The sequence below is a fragment of the Pseudomonas sp. JC1203 genome (assembly GCF_056175065.1).
Window position 1 is genome coordinate 207,283 of record NZ_JBWCAM010000006.1, and the last position, 17,209, is coordinate 224,491.

At 64.9% G+C, this 17,209-nt stretch carries 17 protein-coding genes; 9 read left to right on the top strand and 8 right to left on the bottom strand.

The genetic code is table 11. The annotated features are described in order from the left end of the window. Positions 1-109: 109 nt before the first annotated feature. The 5 genes from pyrC (at position 110) to AC0SZ7_RS11750 (ending at position 3,393) form a co-directional block, all read left to right on the top strand. Positions 110-1,156 (top strand): dihydroorotase, encoded by a 1,047-nt coding sequence (gene pyrC / locus AC0SZ7_RS11730; protein ID WP_475504543.1) that lies wholly within the window; start codon positions 110-112, stop codon positions 1,154-1,156. Next, a complete protein-coding gene (gene rnt / locus AC0SZ7_RS11735) occupies positions 1,153-1,824 on the top strand; it encodes a ribonuclease T (RefSeq protein WP_475504544.1) in 672 nt (223 codons plus the stop codon). The genes pyrC and rnt overlap by 4 nt, the downstream gene beginning before the upstream one ends. Before the next feature lie 232 nt (positions 1,825-2,056). Continuing rightward, a complete protein-coding gene (locus AC0SZ7_RS11740) occupies positions 2,057-2,275 on the top strand; it encodes a bacterioferritin-associated ferredoxin (protein ID WP_008365903.1) in 219 nt (72 codons plus the stop codon). Between the two features lie 202 nt (positions 2,276-2,477). Then, positions 2,478-2,954, top strand: coding sequence for a bacterioferritin (bfr, locus tag AC0SZ7_RS11745; RefSeq protein ID WP_475504545.1), 477 nt, complete (start codon positions 2,478-2,480; stop codon positions 2,952-2,954). A 256-nt stretch (positions 2,955-3,210) separates the two neighbouring features. Further along, on the top strand, positions 3,211-3,393 hold the full coding sequence (locus AC0SZ7_RS11750) for a hypothetical protein (RefSeq protein WP_475504546.1): 183 nt from the start codon (positions 3,211-3,213) through the stop codon (positions 3,391-3,393). 69 nt (positions 3,394-3,462) lie between these two features. Here the strand turns inward: AC0SZ7_RS11750 and AC0SZ7_RS11755 are convergent, their stop codons facing one another. The 7 genes from AC0SZ7_RS11755 to AC0SZ7_RS11785 form a co-directional block, all read right to left on the bottom strand. Further along, positions 3,463-4,002: a DUF2058 domain-containing protein gene (locus AC0SZ7_RS11755; RefSeq protein ID WP_475504547.1), complete on the bottom strand. Its 540-nt coding sequence runs from the start codon at positions 4,000-4,002 to the stop codon at positions 3,463-3,465. Between the two features lie 25 nt (positions 4,003-4,027). Continuing rightward, positions 4,028-4,861 (bottom strand): nucleoside triphosphate pyrophosphohydrolase, encoded by an 834-nt coding sequence (gene mazG, locus AC0SZ7_RS11760; RefSeq protein ID WP_475504548.1) that lies wholly within the window; start codon positions 4,859-4,861, stop codon positions 4,028-4,030. Positions 4,862-5,078: 217 nt separating this feature from the next. Continuing rightward, complete coding sequence (gene relA / locus AC0SZ7_RS11765) at positions 5,079-7,325, bottom strand: GTP diphosphokinase (protein WP_416426401.1); 2,247 nt, start codon at positions 7,323-7,325, stop codon at positions 5,079-5,081. Positions 7,326-7,410: 85 nt separating this feature from the next. Further along, positions 7,411-8,793 (bottom strand): 23S rRNA (uracil(1939)-C(5))-methyltransferase RlmD, encoded by a 1,383-nt coding sequence (rlmD, locus tag AC0SZ7_RS11770; RefSeq protein WP_475504549.1) that lies wholly within the window; start codon positions 8,791-8,793, stop codon positions 7,411-7,413. Further along, complete coding sequence (cysM, locus tag AC0SZ7_RS11775) at positions 8,793-9,695, bottom strand: cysteine synthase CysM (protein ID WP_475504550.1); 903 nt, start codon at positions 9,693-9,695, stop codon at positions 8,793-8,795. The genes rlmD and cysM overlap by 1 nt, the downstream gene beginning before the upstream one ends. A gap of 80 nt (positions 9,696-9,775) precedes the next feature. After that, on the bottom strand, positions 9,776-11,146 hold the full coding sequence (locus AC0SZ7_RS11780) for a sensor histidine kinase (RefSeq protein ID WP_475504551.1): 1,371 nt from the start codon (positions 11,144-11,146) through the stop codon (positions 9,776-9,778). Then, positions 11,133-11,855 carry a response regulator transcription factor gene (locus AC0SZ7_RS11785; RefSeq protein ID WP_475504552.1) on the bottom strand — a complete coding sequence of 241 codons (723 nt, stop codon included), beginning with the start codon at positions 11,853-11,855 and terminating at the stop codon, positions 11,133-11,135. The genes AC0SZ7_RS11780 and AC0SZ7_RS11785 overlap by 14 nt, the downstream gene beginning before the upstream one ends. Before the next feature lie 156 nt (positions 11,856-12,011). Between AC0SZ7_RS11785 and AC0SZ7_RS11790 the strand changes: the two genes are divergently transcribed. Genes AC0SZ7_RS11790 through AC0SZ7_RS11805 form a run of 4 tightly spaced genes read left to right on the top strand, consistent with a single transcriptional unit; the run spans position 12,012 to position 16,664 of the window. Continuing rightward, positions 12,012-14,771 (top strand): response regulator, encoded by a 2,760-nt coding sequence (locus AC0SZ7_RS11790; protein ID WP_475504553.1) that lies wholly within the window; start codon positions 12,012-12,014, stop codon positions 14,769-14,771. A gap of 25 nt (positions 14,772-14,796) precedes the next feature. Then, positions 14,797-15,786: a 2-hydroxyacid dehydrogenase gene (locus tag AC0SZ7_RS11795; protein WP_475504554.1), complete on the top strand. Its 990-nt coding sequence runs from the start codon at positions 14,797-14,799 to the stop codon at positions 15,784-15,786. Between the two features lie 42 nt (positions 15,787-15,828). Beyond that, positions 15,829-16,266, top strand: a complete 438-nt coding sequence (locus tag AC0SZ7_RS11800) for a hypothetical protein (protein WP_475504555.1) — start codon at positions 15,829-15,831, stop codon at positions 16,264-16,266. Next, entirely contained in the window at positions 16,245-16,664 is a 420-nt protein-coding gene (locus AC0SZ7_RS11805; protein WP_475504556.1) for an META domain-containing protein, read from the top strand. Before AC0SZ7_RS11800 ends, AC0SZ7_RS11805 begins: the two co-directional genes overlap by 22 nt. Positions 16,665-16,747: 83 nt before the next feature. Here AC0SZ7_RS11805 and AC0SZ7_RS11810 read toward each other — a convergent pair whose 3' ends face one another. Further along, on the bottom strand, positions 16,748-17,203 hold the full coding sequence (locus AC0SZ7_RS11810) for a TlpA disulfide reductase family protein (RefSeq protein WP_475504557.1): 456 nt from the start codon (positions 17,201-17,203) through the stop codon (positions 16,748-16,750). Positions 17,204-17,209: the final 6 nt, after the last annotated feature.

Genomic DNA, 17,209 nt, shown 5'->3' on the forward strand with positions numbered 1-17,209 from the left:
CACATACCCCCGGGCTATCGGACGTCGTCGGCAAAACTTGATAGCGAGTGCCTGCCGAGGCCATTTGCGGTAGCATTCCCCCGAGTTCGAACCGCCTGGAACCCCCCCAATGTCCGACCGCCTGACCCTCCTGCGTCCCGATGACTGGCACATCCATCTTCGCGATGGCGCTGTGCTGCCCCACACCGTCGGCGACGTCGCGCGCACCTTTGGCCGCGCGATCATCATGCCCAACCTGGTCCCACCCGTGCGCAACGCCCAGGAAGCCGACGCCTACCGTCAGCGCATCCTCGCCGCACGCCCGGCCGGCAGCCAGTTCCAGCCGTTGATGGTGCTTTACCTCACCGACCTGACCACCCCCGACGAGATCCGCGCCGCCAAGGCCAGCGGCTTCGTGCACGCCGCCAAGCTGTACCCGGCCGGGGCCACCACCAACTCCGATTCGGGCGTGACCAGCATCGACAAGATTTTCCCGGTGCTCGAAGCCATGGCCGAAGTGGGCATGCTGCTGCTGGTGCACGGTGAAGTGACCCGTGGCGAAGTCGACGTGTTCGACCGCGAGAAGCAGTTCATCGACGAGCACATGCGCCGTGTGGTGGAACGCTTCCCGACGCTGAAAGTGGTGTTCGAGCACATCACCACCGCCGACGCCGTGCAGTTCGTCAACGAGGCCTCGGCCAACGTTGCCGCGACCATCACCGCGCACCACCTGCTGTACAACCGCAACCACATGCTGGTGGGCGGCATTCGCCCGCACTTCTATTGCCTGCCGATCCTCAAGCGCAACACCCACCAGGTGGCGCTGCTGGACGCGGCCACCAGCGGCAGCCCGAAGTTCTTCCTGGGCACCGACTCGGCGCCCCACGCCCAGCACGCCAAGGAAAATGCCTGCGGTTGCGCCGGCTGCTACACCGCCTACGCCGCCATCGAGATGTACGCCGAGGCGTTCGAGCAGCGCAATGCGCTGGACAAGCTGGAAGGTTTCGCCAGCCTGTTTGGCCCGGCGTTCTACGGCCTGCCGGTGAACACCGACCGCATCACCCTGGTCCGCGAAGAGTGGACTGCCCCGGCCACCTTGCCGTTCGGCGAGCTGTCCGTCATCCCGCTGCGCGCCGGTGAAAAACTGCGCTGGCGCCTGCTGGAGCAAAACGCGTGAGTGAAGACCAATTCGACGAAGACCTGGACACCGGCAGCAGCGCCTCGCGCCACCCCATGGCGGCGCGTTTTCGCGGTTACCTGCCGGTAGTGGTCGATGTCGAGACCGGTGGCTTCAACAGCGCCACCGATGCCTTGCTGGAGATTGCCGCGACCATCATCGGCATGGACGATATGGGCTTCCTGTACCCCGAGCACACCCTGTTCTTCCGGGTGGAGCCGTTCGAGGGTGCCAACATCGAGGCCGCCGCGCTGGAGTTCACCGGCATCAAGCTGGACCACCCGCTGCGCATGGCGGTCAGCGAGGAGTCGGCGCTGACGGAAATCTTCCGCAGCATCCGCAAGTCGCTGAAGTCCAACGGCTGCAAGCGCGCAGTGCTGGTTGGCCACAACGCCAGCTTCGACCTGGGCTTCCTCAATGCCGCCGTGGCGCGCAATGACCTCAAGCGCAACCCGTTCCACCCCTTCTCCAGCTTCGACACCGCCACGCTGGCGGGCCTTGCCTACGGCCAGACCGTGCTGGCCAAAGCCTGCCAGGCTGCCGACATCGACTTCGATGGCCGCGAGGCGCACTCGGCGCGCTACGACACCGAGAAGACTGCCGAGCTGTTCTGCGGCATCGTCAACCGCTGGAAGGAAATGGGCGGCTGGGAAGACTTCGATCATTGATTGCGCCTGCCTGATCACCTTGTGATCATTGTGGGAGCTGGCTTGCCAGCGAGTTTTTTGCACCTGAAAAGCTCGCTGGCAAGCCAGCTCCCACATTTCCATTACCCTTCCAACCTCCCTGAAACAACCGCTCATCGACCCTCACGAATATAGAGCGAAGTTGTTTTGACAAGCATTCTCATTACGATTAGTCTCACCGCATCAAGACGACACAGCGACGGTGTGTACCCCTATGTATGTTTGCCTCTGCCAAGGTGTGACCGACGGTCAGATCCGTGACGCGATCTATGAAGGATGCTGCAGCTACAAGGACGTCCGCCAGACCTTGGGTGTGGCCTCACAATGCGGTAAATGCGCGTGCCTGGCCAAGCAGGTGGTACGTGAAACCCTCACCGAACTGCAAGCCACCCAGGCCGCCCTGCCCTACCCGGTAGAATTTACCGCCGCCTGAAACAACGAATTTCGAAGAACCGGACCCTGTGTCCGGTTTTTTTATGTCCGTAATTCAAGTAGTTACGCGCTGGATGCAGAACTCAAACATTCTTATTCCGATTAATTTTCATATATTATTCAATAACTTAGGTTTGACAGCAGAAGTTGTCGGGCTCAAACTTCCTGTTATTGGCACCCCACAACCAGGACAGGACCCCACCATGAAAGGCGATATCAGCGTCATCCAGCATCTCAACAAGATCCTCGGGAACGAGCTCATCGCCATCAACCAATACTTCCTGCACGCGCGCATGTACGAAGATTGGGGCCTGAACAAGCTGGGCAAGTACGAGTACAAGGAATCCATCCAGGCAATGAAGGACGCTGACAAGCTGATCAAGCGTATCCTCTTCCTGGAAGGCATTCCCAACCTGCAGGAGCTGGGCAAGATCCTGATCGGCGAGCACACCCGCGAAATGCTGGAATGCGACCTGAAGATCGAGCGCAAGGCCCACGGCGACATCAAGGCCGCCATTGCCCACTGCGAAACCGCCGGCGACTTCGGTAGCCGCGAAATGCTCGAAGACATCCTGGAAGACCAGGAAGAGCACATCGACTGGCTGGAAACCCAGCTGGGCCTGATCGACAAGGTCAGCCTGGAAAACTACCTGCAATCGGGCATGGGCGACGACGAATAACGTCCCCCCCGATTACCAGAAGCCCCGCCTTTGCGGGGCTTTTTTTGTTCCATGAAGCAATATGAAGATACTTTCATGTACCCCGTACCGGGTGCGACAAACCGCCGCAGGCCGCCAAGCACGGGGCTTTCAGGCATTTGCCCGTTTTCTGCAAATATCCGTTGCAAAAATCAGCTGTTTACTTAGGAAGCTAACAAATTCTATAAAAGAGTCCTGCAGAGCCTTGCTGCAGAACTTGAGAAATTGGAGCTTTCAAATGACTGTTAAAGTAACCGAACGCGACGATTCACATATGTCCCACGAAGGCCTCGCCGCTGGCATCCGTATCTGGGACGTTTACCAACAAGACCTGCTGGTCGGCATGTTCCACAACGAGAACGACGCCCACAGCTATAAGGCCGAGCTGGAAAACCTGGAAGCGCAGCGCTCCGGGCAGTAACAAATATTCGACTTTCCTGCCTTAAACAAAAAACCCCGCCTCGGCGGGGTTTTGTTTATCTGGCGTGGCTTACCACATCAGGTCATCCGGGATGACGTAGGCGGCGTACGGGTCATCCGCGTCCGGCTCTTCGGTCACCACATTGAGCAGCACGATACGCTCGGGGGCGCGCTCCTGGATCTTCAGCGCCGCCTCGCGCGGGATCACTTCGTAACCACCGGCGTGGTGCACGATGGCCAGGGAGCCGGAACTCAGCTTGGCACGCATCAGGGCGTTCACCGACAGGCGCTTGACCTTCTTGTCGTCGACGAAGTTGTAGTAGTCCTCGGTGTTCAGCTTGGGCAGGCGGGACACCTCGATCAGCTGCTTCACCTGGGCAGCACGGGCCTTCTGCTCGGCCTTTTCCTGCTGCTGGCGGTTCAGCTCCTGGTCGCGCTTGACCTTCTCGGCCATCGCTTCCTGGGCCAGGCGCTGCTGGCTGTCGTCGACCTCGACCTGGCCTTTCTGCTCCAGGCGTTTCTGTTTCTGCTGGTTCTTGCTGACTTGCTTGACCTGTTTCTGGTTGACCAGACCGGCTTTCAGCAATTGGTCACGAAGAGAGATGCTCATGTACGGGCTCACTTATGCAACGGGCTCAGCCACAGCTGGGCAGGTTCTTTTCCTGACGTTTGGCTTCGCCCCACAGGGCGTCCAACTGTTCCAGGGTGCAATCTTCAATGGGACGGTGGGTGTCGCGCAATGCCTGTTCGATAAAACGGAAGCGTCGCTCGAATTTGCCATTGGCGCCACGCAGCGCGTTTTCCGGGTCGACCTTGAGGTGCCGTGCCAGGTTGACCACGCTGAACAGCAGGTCGCCGACCTCTTCGGCCACTGCCGCCTGGTCGTCGCCGGCCATGGCTTCCAGCACCTCGTCCAGTTCCTCGCGCACCTTGTCCAGCACCGGCAAGGCAGCCGGCCAGTCGAAACCGACACCGGCGGCGCGCTTCTGCAGCTTGGCCGAACGGGCCAGGGCCGGCAAGGCGTGGGGCACGTCATCGAGCAACGACAACTGTTCAGGCGCGGAAGCCTTCTCGGCGCGCTCCTGGGCCTTGATCTCCTCCCAGCGGTGCTTGACCTGCTCCTCGCTCAGGCGCGGGGTGTCCAGGGGCGCGTAGAGGTCACCGGTGGGGAACACGTGGGGGTGGCGGCGGATCAGCTTGCGGGTGATGCTGTCGACGACCCCGTCAAACTCGAACCGCCCTTCCTCGCGCGCCAGCTGGCTGTAATACACCACCTGGAACAGCAGGTCGCCGAGCTCGCCCTGCAGGTGCTCGAAATCGCTGCGCTCGATGGCGTCGGCGACCTCGTAGGCCTCCTCCAGGGTGTAGGGCACGATGGTGGCGTAGGTCTGCTTGATGTCCCATGGGCAACCGTATTGCGGGTCGCGCAGGCGGGCCATGAGGTGTAGCAGGTCTTCAAGTGAGTACATCAATCAGCCTCGGTACATGCCCTGTGGGAGCTGGCTTGCCCGCGAGCTTTTAGGGGGCGCCCAAACTCCCGGGGCAGCCACCACCCCCACGTGTTGTCAACCTGCCCGGGGGGGCGGGGGGTGCCCTGGTCGTTGTGGGGGCCCCAAACCGCGCGCGGGCACGCCAGCTCCCACAGGTGTTCTCAAACCCTGACAGGTTCAGTGTCAGGATCGTAACTCATGGGGTACGGTTGCGGCGGGTCTCGATGATGTTCGGCAGCTGCGAGATACGCCCCAGCAGGCGGCCCAGGGCGTCCAGGCCGGGAATCTCGATGGTCAGCGACATCAGCGCGGTGTTGTCTTCCTTGTTCGAGCGGGTGTTCACCGCCAGCACGTTGATGCGCTCGTTGAGCAGCACCTGGGAGACGTCACGCAGCAGGCCGGAACGGTCGTAAGCACGGATGATGATGTCCACCGGGTAGGTGAGCACCGGCACCGGCCCCCAACTGACCTGGATGATGCGCTCCGGCTCGCGGCCGGCCAGCTGCAGCACCGAGGCGCAGTCCTGGCGGTGGATGCTCACGCCGCGGCCCTGGGTGATGTAGCCGACGATGGCGTCGCCCGGCAGCGGCTGGCAGCAGCCGGCCATCTGCGTCATCAGGTTGCCCACGCCCTGGATCTGGATGTCGCCACGCTTGCCCGGCTTGTAACCGGTGCTGGACTTGCGCGGTATCAGTTCCAGCTGCTCGTTGCCGCGCTCCGGCTCCACCAGCTGCTGGGCCGAATTGACCAGGTGTGCCAGGCGCAGGTCGCCGGCACCCAGGGCGGCGAACATGTCCTCGGCAGTCTTGTGGTTGGCCTTTTCGGCCAACTGTTCGAAGTCCACCTGTGGCAGGCCCAGGCGGCTGAGTTCGCGCTCCAGCAGGGTCTTGCCGGCTGCCACGTTCTGGTCGCGGGCCTGCAGCTTGAACCAGTGCACGATCTTCGCCCGGGCGCGCGAGGTGGTCACGTAGCCCAGGTTGGAGTTCAGCCAGTCACGGCTCGGCGTGCCGTGCTTGCTGGTGATGATCTCCACCTGCTCGCCGGTCTGCAGGCTGTAGTTGAGCGGCACGATGCGCCCGTTGATCTTGGCGCCACGGCAGTTGTGGCCGATCTCGGTGTGCACCCGGTAGGCGAAGTCCAGCGGCGTGGCGCCCTTGGGCAGGTCGATGGCGTGGCCGTCGGGGGTGAACACGTAGACGCGGTCAGGCTCGATGTCCACGCGCAGCTGCTCGGCCAGGCCGCCGATGTCGCCCAGTTCCTCGTGCCATTCCAGCACCTGGCGCAGCCACGAGATCTTCTCTTCGTAGTGGTTGGAGCCGGACTTGACGTCGGTGCCCTTGTAGCGCCAGTGCGCACACACGCCCAGCTCGGCTTCCTCGTGCATGGCGTGGGTGCGGATCTGCACTTCCAGCACCTTGCCCTCGGGGCCGATCACGGCCGTGTGCAGCGAACGGTAGCCGTTCTCCTTGGGGTTGGCGATGTAGTCGTCGAACTCCTTGGGGATATGCCGCCACAGGGTGTGGACGATGCCCAGCGCGGTGTAGCAGTCGCGCATTTCGGGCACCAGCACGCGCACTGCGCGCACGTCGTAGATCTGGCTGAACTCCAGGCCCTTGCGCTGCATTTTGCGCCAGATGGAGTAGATGTGCTTGGCACGGCCGCTGATGTCGGCCTTGACGCCGGTGGCCAGCAGCTCGTTCTGCAGCTGGGTCATCACGTCGCTGATGAAGCGCTCGCGGTCCAGCCGACGCTCGTGCAGCAGCTTGGCGATCTGTTTGTACTGGTCGGGCTCAAGGTAGCGGAAGGACAGGTCCTCCAGCTCCCACTTGATGTGGCCGATGCCCAGGCGGTGGGCCAGCGGCGCGTAGATGTCGAACACCTCGCGGGCGACGCGGTTGCGCTTCTCCTCGTCGGCGTTCTTCACTGCGCGGATGGCGCAGGTACGCTCGGCCAGCTTGATCAGCGCCACGCGCACGTCGTCGACCATGGCGACGAGCATCTTGCGCAGGTTTTCCACCTGCCCCTGGCTGCCCAGCACCAGCGACTGGCGCGGGCTGAGGCTGGCGCTGATGGCGGCCATGCGCAGCACGCCGTCGATCAGCTTGGTGACCACGGCGCCGAAGCGCTCGCCCACCTCGGCCAGGGTTACCCGGCCTTCACGCACGGCGCGGTAGATGACCGCGGCCACCAGGGTGTCCTGGTCCAGCTTGAGGTCGGCGAGAATTTCGGCAATTTCCAGGCCCGCCTGGAAACACGACGTGCCGTCGGCCCAGGAGTGCTTGGCCATGTTGCCTTGCTGCTCGGCCTGCAGGGCGAATTCACACGCCGCTTTCAGGGCCTCACGGTCCAGTGCCAGGTCGACACTGACAATGTGGTCCAGCCATGCATCGAGATTGATACTGCCGTCAGTGTTGATCGGCTGGTGTGCTCTCACCTGTACCATCTTGTTTACCTTCCCTATGACACGTTGCTAACGCATCAACAGATCGCTGGCTTTGACCTTCGCTGGGCCGGCGAAGGACTTGCTTTCAAGCACCAGTCGGATTAGACGGACCTTCCTGGTCCGCTTCAAATAACGCCATCGCCTCGACATGCGCTGTCTGGGGGAACATATCGAGGATTGCGGCACGTTTTAACCGGTAGCCCTGCTTGATCAATTCGACCGCGTCGCGGGCCAAAGTTGCCGGGTTGCAGGACACATACACCAATCGCTTGGCACCCAATGCCGGCAGGTTCCTGACCACCTCGAAAGCACCGTCGCGCGGTGGGTCCAAGAGTACCGCAGAAAAACCGTCGGCGGCCCATTCGGCCCCGGCCAGCGGCTGGGACAAATCGGCCTGAAAAACCTTCACGTTATGCAGCTTGTTGCTCAGGGCGTTGGCTTGCGCGCGGTCCACCATGGCCTGCACGCCTTCCACCGCCACCACCTCGGCCACCCGCGTGGCCAGCGGCAGGGCAAAGTTGCCCAAACCACAGAATAGATCCAGTACGCGCTCCTGAGGTTGCGGGTCGAGCCAGGCCAGGGCCTGTTCGATCATCGCGGTATTGACCCCTTCGTTCACCTGCACGAAATCGCCGGGGCGGTACGCCAGGGTCAGGTCCCACGGCGCCAGGGCAAAGCCCAGCGTGGCGTTGGTATCCACCGGTTGCGGCGCGCCTTCGCCTTGCAGCCACAGCTGCGCGCCGTGCTCGGCGCAGAACGCCAGCAGGGCTTGCAGGTCGGCTTCGGGCAACGCCTGGGTGTGGCGCACCAGTACGCACAACGCGGTGCCGGCGAACAGCTCCACATGGCCGATGGCCTGGGGTTTGCTCAAGCCGGCCAGCGCTGCAGGCAGGCCGCTCATGATGGGTTGCAAGGGCTGTACCAGCACCGGGCAATCGGCGATGGTGACAATGTCCTGGCTGGCAGCGGCGCGGAAACCGACGTCCAGCTTGCGCGCCTTGATGTCCCAGCGCACGGCCACGCGGGCGCGGCGGCGGTAGGCGAATTCGGGCCCGGTGAGGGGCGCATCCCATTGCAACGGGGCGATGTTGCCCGCACGCTGCAGGTGCTCGGCGAGCATGCGCTGTTTCAGCGCCAGCTGCTCTTCGCGCGGCACGTGTTGCACGCTGCAGCCGCCGCAGCGGTCCACATGCCGGCAGGGTGCGGGGCGGCGCATGGCGCTGGCCTTGAGCACCTTTTCGGTGCGTGCTTCCACTACCTTGCCGTGGGCGTTGAGCACACGGGCTTCCACCTGCTCGCCCGCAAGGGCGCCCAGCACGAACCAGGTGCGGCCTTCCAGGAAGGCAATGCCGCGGCCGTCGTTGCTCAGGCGCTCGATGTCCAGGCGCTGTTTCTTGCCGGTGGGTACCTGCACGGCGCGCTGCCCGCCCGTGGGCTGGAAGCGCAGGCCGACGTTCTTCTTAGCCATCAGTTAGCCGCATCGAAAATGCCGCTGGACAGGTAGCGGTCGCCCCGGTCGCAGATGATCGCGACGATGGTGGCGTTTTCCACTTCCCGCGACAGGCGCAGCATGGCCGCCACGGCACCGCCCGAGGACACGCCGCAGAAGATGCCTTCCTCGCGCGCCAGGCGGCGGGTGACGTCTTCGGCTTCGGCCTGGGCCATGTCGACGATACGGTCGACGCGGTCAGCCTGGTAGATTTTCGGCAGGTACTCGGTGGGCCAGCGGCGAATGCCGGGGATGGCCGAGCCTTCCATGGGTTGCAGGCCGACGATCTGCACGCCCGGGTTCTGCTCTTTCAGGTAGCGCGACACGCCCATGATGGTACCGGTGGTGCCCATGGAGCTGACGAAATGGGTAATGGTGCCGTTGGTCTGCCGCCAGATCTCGGGGCCGGTGCTCACGTAGTGGGCCTCGGGGTTGTCGCCGTTGGCGAACTGGTCCAGCACCTTGCCGCGGCCTTCGGCCTGCATGCGTTCGGCCAGGTCACGGGCACCTTCCATGCCCTGCTCCTTGGTCACCAGGATCAACTCGGCGCCGTAGGCGGTCATGGCCGCCTTGCGTTCGGCGGTGGAGTTGTCGGGCATGATCAGGATCATCTTGTAGCCCTTGATTGCTGCCGCCATGGCCAGGGCGATACCGGTATTGCCGGAGGTGGCCTCGATCAGGGTGTCGCCGGGCTGGATCTGGCCACGCGCCTCGGCGCGGGTGATCATCGACAGCGCCGGGCGGTCCTTCACGGAACCTGCCGGGTTATTGCCTTCGAGCTTGAGCAAAAGGGTATTGCTGGTCTCACCGGCCAGGCGCTGCAAGCGCACCAGCGGCGTGTTGCCGACGCAATCGGCGATGGTTGGGTACTGCAGGGTCATGGCGTATTCGCAATCCGGACTGCGGGGGCGCCTATCATACCGGCAAACGCTTCAAGGCCATATCACGCAAAGTGCGCGCCTTATTCCATTGAACTATAAGCAGCGGGCACGCGCAGGTTCAGGCGCAGGCCCACGCCGGTGTTCTGCGCCCACAAAGCCCCGCCCTGGCGGGCCAGGGCGTTACGCGCGATGCTCAGGCCCAGGCCGAAACCGCCGTCGCCGGGGCGCGAGCCGTCCAGGCGAATGAACGGATGAAAGATGCGTTCCAGGTCACGCTCGGCCACGCCGCCGCCCTGGTCGTCCAGCCACAGCAGCCACTGGTCGCCGTCGCGGCGGCCATGCAGGCTGACCACGCCGCGCGGCGGTGAATGGCGGATGGCGTTGCGCAGGATGTTTTCCAACGCCTGGGCCAGCGCATTGAGATTGCCCTGCACCCAACAGTCGGCACTGACCGCGCAGTGCAACTGGCTGCTGGGCCAGCCGCTTTCGTAACAGGCGTTTTCGGCCAGCATGTCCCACAACGCCTGCACCTGAATCGGCTCCAGGGCCGGGGCGCTGCGTTCGGTGTCCAGCCAGGCCAGCTGCAGGGTATCGTCCACCAGCCGCTGCATGCCCTGCACTTCGCGCTGCACCCGGTCGCGCAGGCGCGCGCAGTCCTGCTCGCTGTCGCCGGCCACGCGCAGGCGGCTCAAGGGCGTGCGCAGTTCGTGGGACAGGTCGCGCAGCAGCTGGCGTTGCAGCGCCACGGTGCTTTGCAGGCGCTCGGCCATATGGTCGAAGGCGCGGCCCAGCTCGCCCAGCTCATCGGCGCGGCCGGTGGCCTGCGCACTGAGGCGGCCCTGCAGCGGGTCGGCGCGCCAGGCATTGGCCTGTTCGCGCAGGCGGTTCAGTGGGGCAATCAGCAGGCGGTAAAGGCCCACGCACAATAGAAAGGTGAACACCCCGGGGATTATGCCGGTGATGGTCAGGTGCCACAGCAGCGCATAGCGGCCGGGCATCAGCCGCTCGGGTAGCTCGATCACCAGGCTGCCGGCCCGCGGGTTGCCGGGGAATGGCACGCGCAGCCACGGCAGGCCCATGCTGCGGCGGCTCACCGGCCAGTCCAGGCCCCGCAGGAAGGTCATGCGCTGCGCCTGGGCGTCACTCAGGGCCTGGCTGCCCAGCGGCTGCAGGTCATGGCCGATCACGCCCATCCAGCCCTTCTCGCGCCGCGCCATGGCCGCCAGCCAGGCGTCTACGCCAGCGCTGCCGCCCTGCTCCCAGGCCCGTTCGGCATCCTCGGCGTAGTCAATCAGCAGCGCCTTGGCGTCGCGCGACAGGAAGGCGTTCCGGGTCTCCATGTAGCGCCCCCACGACCAGCTCAGCCAGATCATCAGCAGGCAGAACGCAACCAGCAGCACCACCAGCTTCCAGAACAGTGACTGACGCCCCGGCACTTCAGACCTCTTCATTGGCGGTGAACACGTAGCCCTTGCCCCACACCGTGCGCACCTGGCGCGCCAGGTAACCCACGGCCTTGAGTTTGCGGCGGATCTGGCTGATGTGCATGTCCAGGCTGCGGTCGTGCTGGGCGTAGCCGCGCTGCAGCACATGCTGGTACAGGAAGGCCTTGGTCAGCACCTCGTCGGCGCTGCGGTTCAGGGTGTCCAGCAGGCGGAATTCGCTGCGGGTGAGGCCTGCGGCCTTGTCGCCGAAGGTCACGTCGAACAGCGTGTCGTGGAAATGCAGGCCGTCGCCCTCGCTGCGCTGCAGCGGTGCCTGGCTGCGCCGCCGTTCCAGCGCCACGCGGCGCAGAATGGCTTCCACCCGCGCCTGCAGTTCGTCGACGCTGAACGGCTTGGGCAGGTAATCGTCGGCCCCCCGGCGGAAGCCGGTGATGCGGTCGGCCTCGGCGCCCAGCGCCGACATCAGAATCACCGGCGTGGCCGAGTGCTCGCGCAAATGCTGTAGCACGTCCAGGCCGTTCATGCCCGGCAGCAGAATGTCCATCAGCACCACGTCGAAGCCTTCGCCCCGCGCCAGCGCCAGGCCGTCATTGCCGTTCTGGCACCAGGTCACCTGGAACCCGCAGCGGCCCAGTTCCTCGTGCACATAGGCGCCCAGCACCGGGTCGTCTTCGATGGCGAGGATGTTGCCGACACAACTGGTTACAGGATTCATTGGCATCTAGAAGTGATTATCAATAACGAATTATTCAGGATGTTTCATCTTCTAGGCAACCATTGCCCGACATAACGGCACGTATGAAGTGCATAAGTGGCGCTATCGAGGTATTTTCCCCGGGTAAACCACCAGGCCTTGAAGGGAGAAGCAGGCGTGTTGAAACGACTCGGGATCCGCGGCCGCGTGCTGTTGCTGGCCTTGCTGCCTGCCACCTTGATGGCGGTGCTGCTGGGCGGCTACTTCAGCTGGATGCAGCAGGCCGAACTGCAGGCGCAGCTGCTGCGCCGCGGGCAGATGATCGCCGAGCAGCTGGCGCCGCTGGTGGCCCACGGCATGGCGCGCAACGACGCGCCGCTGCTGGAGCGCATCGCCGCCCAGGCGCTGGAGCAGGCCGACGTGCGCGCGGTGTCGTTCCTGGCCGCCGATCGCACGCCGTTGGCCCATGCCGGCCCGAGCATGCTCAACCCGGTGCCCATCGGCAACAGCACCCACCTGCTGCTGCGCAGCGGCAACGACGCCACCCGCTACCTGCTGCCGGTGTTCGGCCACCACCGTGACCTGGCCGGCGACGTGGTGCCCACCGAGTCCGACCTGCTGCTGGGCTGGGTAGAGCTGGAGCTGTCCCACGACGGCACGCTGTTGCGGGTGTACCGCGGGCTGTTCGCCAGCCTCATGCTGATCGCCTGCGGGCTGCTGGCCACGGGCCTGCTGGCCATGCGCATGAGCCGCGGCATCAACGGCCCCATCAGCCAGATCAAGCAGACCGTGGTGCAGCTCAAGGATGGCAACCTGGAAGCGCGCCTGCCAGCGCTGGGCAGCCATGAGCTGGACGAACTGGCTGCCGGCATCAACCGCATGGCCGAAACCCTGCAGGGCGCCCAGGAAGAACTGCAGCACAGCGTCGACCAGGCCACCGAAGACGTGCGCCAGAACCTGGAGACCATCGAGATCCAGAACATCGAGCTGGACCTGGCGCGCAAGGAGGCCCTGGAGGCCAGCCGCATCAAGTCCGAATTCCTGGCCAACATGAGCCACGAGATCCGCACCCCGCTCAACGGCATCCTGGGTTTCACCCACCTGCTGCAGAAAAGCGACCTCACGCCGCGCCAGCTCGACTACCTGGGCACCATCGAGAAGTCCGCCGACAGCCTGCTGGGCATCATCAACGAGATCCTCGACTTCTCGAAGATCGAGGCCGGCAAGCTGGTGCTCGACAGCATTCCGTTCAACCTGCGCGACCTGCTGCAGGACACCCTCACCATCCTCGCCCCCGCCGCCCACGCCAAGCAGCTGGAGCTGGTGAGCCTGGTGTACCGCGACACGCCCATTTCCCTGATCGGCGACCCGCTGCGGCTCAAGCAGATCCTCACCAACCTTGTCAGCAATGCCATCAAGTTCACCCGCGAAGGCACCATCGTCGCCCGCGCCATGCTTGAAGATGAAAACGACGACGGCGTGCAGCTGCGCATCAGCGTCAAGGACACCGGTATCGGCCTCTCCAACCAGGACGTGCGCACCCTGTTCCAGGCCTTCAGCCAGGCCGACAACTCGCTCAGCCGCCAGCCCGGCGGCACCGGCCTGGGCCTGGTGATTTCCAAGCGCCTGATCGAACAGATGGGCGGCGAGATCGGCGTCGACAGCACCCCGGGCGAAGGCTCGGAGTTCTGGATCAGCCTGCGCCTGCCCAAGGCTCGCGACGACGCCGAGGACCTGCCCGGCGAGCCGCTCAACGGCCGCAGCATTGCCGTGGTCGAACACCATGAACTGGCGCGCCAGGCCCTGCAGCACCAGCTTGAAGACCTGGGCCTGAAGGTGGCCACCTTCCCGTCGGTGGAAAAACTGATCACCGCCGCCGACGCCGCGCACCTGGCCGGCCAGCCCATCGACCTGGCCGTGCTGGGCCTGACCAGCTATGACGTCGGCCCCGACCGCCTGGCGCAGCAGGTGCGCGATGTCGAGCAATCGGGCTGCCGCGTGCTGGTGCTGTGCCCCACCACCGAACAGACGCTGTTCCATGCCGCCGTGCCCAACCCGCACAGCCAGCTGCAGCCCAAGCCTGCCTGCACGCGCAAGCTGCGCCGCGGCCTCAGCGACCTGATCAACCCCAAGCGCCTGCGCAACGACAGCCACGACAACAACGAACCACTGACCAACCGTGCGCCGCGGGTGCTGTGCGTGGACGACAACCCGGCCAACCTGCTGCTGGTGCAAACCCTGCTCGAAGACCTGGGCGCCGAAGTGCTGGCCGTGGACAACGGCGCCAGCGCCGTGCGTGCGGTGCAGGAAGAGCGTTTCGACCTGGTGCTGATGGACGTGCAGATGCCCGGCATGGACGGCCGCGAGACCACCGAGAAAATCCGCCTGTGGGAGGCCGCGCAACCAGGCCCGGCGCTGCCTATCGTGGCGCTGACGGCCCACGCCATGGCCAACGAGAAGCGCGCCCTGCTGCAGAGCGGCATGGACGACTACCTGACCAAGCCCATCAGCGACCGCCAGCTGGCCCAGGTGGTGCTGAAGTGGACCGGCCTGGTGCTGCGCACGCGCACCAGCGAGCGCGGCGAATGGGTGCAGGAAGACGACGTGCTGCACGTGCTCGACCCTGACGAAGGGCTGCGCCTGGCCGCCGGCAAGGAAGACCTGGCGGCCGACATGCTGGCCATGCTGCTGGCCTCGCTGGAAGAAGAGCGCCAGGCCATCCAGGCGGCACGCAAGGACGCCAATCACACCCTGACCATCGAACGCGTGCACCGCCTGCACGGCGCCACCCGCTACTGCGGCGTGCCGCAACTGCGCGCGGCGTGCCAGCGCAGCGAGACGCTGCTGAAACAGAACGACGGCGAGGCGCAGGAGGCACTGGATGAGCTGGACGCGGCCATCCTGCGCCTGGCCGAGCACGCCCGAATAGCCGTGTAGCCACTACTCCCAAGGAAGCCCGACCATGCGCACCCTCCTGTTCAGCAGCCAGCACTACGACCAGGACAGCTTCCTGGCCGTGCCTCGCGATCTCGATATCGACCTGCACTTCCAACCCGCGCGCCTGACCCCGGACACCGCGCCCCTGGCCGCCGGCTTCGAAGTGGTGTGCGCCTTTATCAACGACGACCTCCGCGCCCCGGTGCTGGAACAACTGGCCGCCGGCGGTACACAGCTGATAGCCCTGCGCTCGGCCGGCTACAACCACGTCGACCTGGCCTGCGCCCGGCGCCTGGGCCTGGCCGTGGTGCGCGTGCCAGCCTATTCGCCCCACGCCGTGGCCGAACACGCGGTGGCGCTGATTCTGGCGCTGAACCGCCACCTGCACCGCGCCTACAACCGTACCCGCGACGGCGACTTCACCCTGCACGGCCTGACCGGCTTCGACCTGGTGGGCAAGACCGTGGGCGTGGTCGGCACCGGCCAGATCGGCGCCGCCTTCGCGCGCATCATGCATGGCTTCGGCTGCCAGTTGCTGGCCTACGACCCATACCCCAACGACGCGGTGCTGGCCCTGGGCGCGCGCTACCTGCCGCTGGACGAGGTACTGGCGCAGGCGCAGATCATCAGCCTGCACTGCCCACTGACGGCCAGCACCCAGCACCTGATCAACGCCCACAGCCTGGCCAACCTGCAGCCCGGCGCCATGCTCATCAACACCGGCCGGGGCGCGCTGGTGGACACCCCGGCGCTGATCGACGCGCTGAAAAGCGGCCAACTGGGCTACCTGGGCCTGGACGTGTATGAAGAGGAAGCCCAGCTGTTCTTCGAAGACCGTTCCGACCTGCCCCTGCAGGATGACGTGCTGGCGCGCCTGCTGACCTTCCCCAACGTGATCATCACCGCGCACCAGGCATTCCTGACCCGCGAGGCCCTGGCGGCGATCGCCAGCACCACGCTGGCCAATATTTCCGACTGGGGGCGTGGCTCGCCGCAGAATCTGGTCGAGGCTTGACCCGCAGCCCGTGCTAGCATGTCGCGCAGATTTGGAGGACCCATGGTCGAACACGATTTTCGCTACAGCCTGCTCAACCCGCACCACACCCTGATTGAATGCCGCGCCCTGGCGCCGGGCCGCTATCAGGTCACCGGCAACGGTGGTTCGATTCACAACGACGACGTTCTGCTGGTGACCCTCAAGGGCAGCAAGACCCTGTCCATGCGCCTGACCATCGAAAAAGTCCGCCACCTGATCAACCCGCCCGGGCAATGGGTAGCCGTTGCCCGTGGCCCGGTGTTCGGCGAGCTGGCCATTCACCAGTGGCACGTGCAGTGCGACGCCTGCAACGCCGACCTTGAGTTCGAGTTCGCGGTAGACGCCAAGCTGGGCACCAAGGCGCAGAAACCTGCCGCCGTGGCGCGCATTGCTGAATTGGGCTGGAGCACCGAGGGCGACAAGCACCTGTGCCGCAAATGCCAGGAGTCGCGCCCGTGAAACAAGCCCTGCTGCTGGCGGCACTGACCGCCACCCTCGCGGGCTGCGCGTCCGGGCCCAAGCTGCAACAGGAACAGGCGTACACCCTGGAGTGGATCGGCGACAAACCGCTGATGGACTACAGCCACATCAGCCTGACCCTGGGCGAAGACGGCCGCGCCTACGGCAACGCCGGCTGCAACCACTGGTTCGCGCCCTACACGCTGTCGCACCACCACCTGACCTTCGGCGCGGTAGGCAGCACCCGCCGCCTGTGCGACCCGGCCACCATGGAGCAGGAACAACGCTTCCTGCAGGCCCTGGGCGGCGTGCAGCGCTGGAGCGTGTCGAAGGAAGGCCAGATTCGCCTCTGGTCCGAGGAAGGCAAGCCGCTGCGCTTGTGGCCTGACGAAGGCTGACCTTGTGGGAGCTGGCTTGCCGCTGTTGAAGCCCTAAAGGCTCGCTGGCAAGCCAGCTCCCACAAAGGCCGCGTCCTGGGCCCTCACGAACTCTTCAACTTCGCCAGTTTCTCGCTGATACCCGCCGCCGTCTGCTCGCCCACCAACTGCTCGCGCACCTTGCCCTTGGCATCGATGATGTAGGTAATGGGCAGCGCATCATTCTGCGGCAGGTCGAAACGGGGCGCCGGGTCGTCGGCCAGCACCGTGAAGTTGATGCCCAGCTCCTGGGCCGCCTTCTTCAGCTCATCACCGTGCAAGCCATCGAAATTCACCCCCAGCACCGCCACGCCCTTGCCCTTGAGCTGCTCGGCCAGCGCGTTGAGCTGCGGCACCTCGCTGCGGCACGGGCCGCACCAGTCCGCCCAGTAATTCACCACCAGCCATTGATCTGCCAACTGCCGCGCCTTGACCAGCTTGCCGTTCTGGTCCACCCCATAGTCCGCCCCGCAGCCGCTCAACAGGACCAGGGCCAGACACACCGCCACACGCCATGCCATGATTGC

Bases quoted from the DNA above. Each gene is read 5' to 3' on its own strand.
- bfr (WP_475504545.1), top strand. From the start codon at position 2,478: ATGAAAGGCGATATCAGCGTCATCCAGCATCTCAACAAGATCCTCGGG.
- relA (WP_416426401.1), bottom strand. From the start codon at position 7,325: ATGGTACAGGTGAGAGCACACCAGCCGATCAACACTGACGGCAGTATC.
- AC0SZ7_RS11810 (WP_475504557.1), bottom strand. From the start codon at position 17,203: ATGGCATGGCGTGTGGCGGTGTGTCTGGCCCTGGTCCTGTTGAGCGGC.
- AC0SZ7_RS11755 (WP_475504547.1), bottom strand. From the start codon at position 4,002: ATGAGCATCTCTCTTCGTGACCAATTGCTGAAAGCCGGTCTGGTCAAC.
- AC0SZ7_RS11740 (WP_008365903.1), top strand. From the start codon at position 2,057: ATGTATGTTTGCCTCTGCCAAGGTGTGACCGACGGTCAGATCCGTGAC.
- rlmD (WP_475504549.1), bottom strand. From the start codon at position 8,793: ATGGCTAAGAAGAACGTCGGCCTGCGCTTCCAGCCCACGGGCGGGCAG.
- AC0SZ7_RS11800 (WP_475504555.1), top strand. From the start codon at position 15,829: ATGGTCGAACACGATTTTCGCTACAGCCTGCTCAACCCGCACCACACC.
- AC0SZ7_RS11750 (WP_475504546.1), top strand. From the start codon at position 3,211: ATGACTGTTAAAGTAACCGAACGCGACGATTCACATATGTCCCACGAA.
- AC0SZ7_RS11805 (WP_475504556.1), top strand. From the start codon at position 16,245: ATGCCAGGAGTCGCGCCCGTGAAACAAGCCCTGCTGCTGGCGGCACTG.
- AC0SZ7_RS11795 (WP_475504554.1), top strand. From the start codon at position 14,797: ATGCGCACCCTCCTGTTCAGCAGCCAGCACTACGACCAGGACAGCTTC.
- AC0SZ7_RS11785 (WP_475504552.1), bottom strand. From the start codon at position 11,855: ATGAATCCTGTAACCAGTTGTGTCGGCAACATCCTCGCCATCGAAGAC.
- mazG (WP_475504548.1), bottom strand. From the start codon at position 4,861: ATGTACTCACTTGAAGACCTGCTACACCTCATGGCCCGCCTGCGCGAC.
- pyrC (WP_475504543.1), top strand. From the start codon at position 110: ATGTCCGACCGCCTGACCCTCCTGCGTCCCGATGACTGGCACATCCAT.
- cysM (WP_475504550.1), bottom strand. From the start codon at position 9,695: ATGACCCTGCAGTACCCAACCATCGCCGATTGCGTCGGCAACACGCCG.
- AC0SZ7_RS11780 (WP_475504551.1), bottom strand. From the start codon at position 11,146: ATGAAGAGGTCTGAAGTGCCGGGGCGTCAGTCACTGTTCTGGAAGCTG.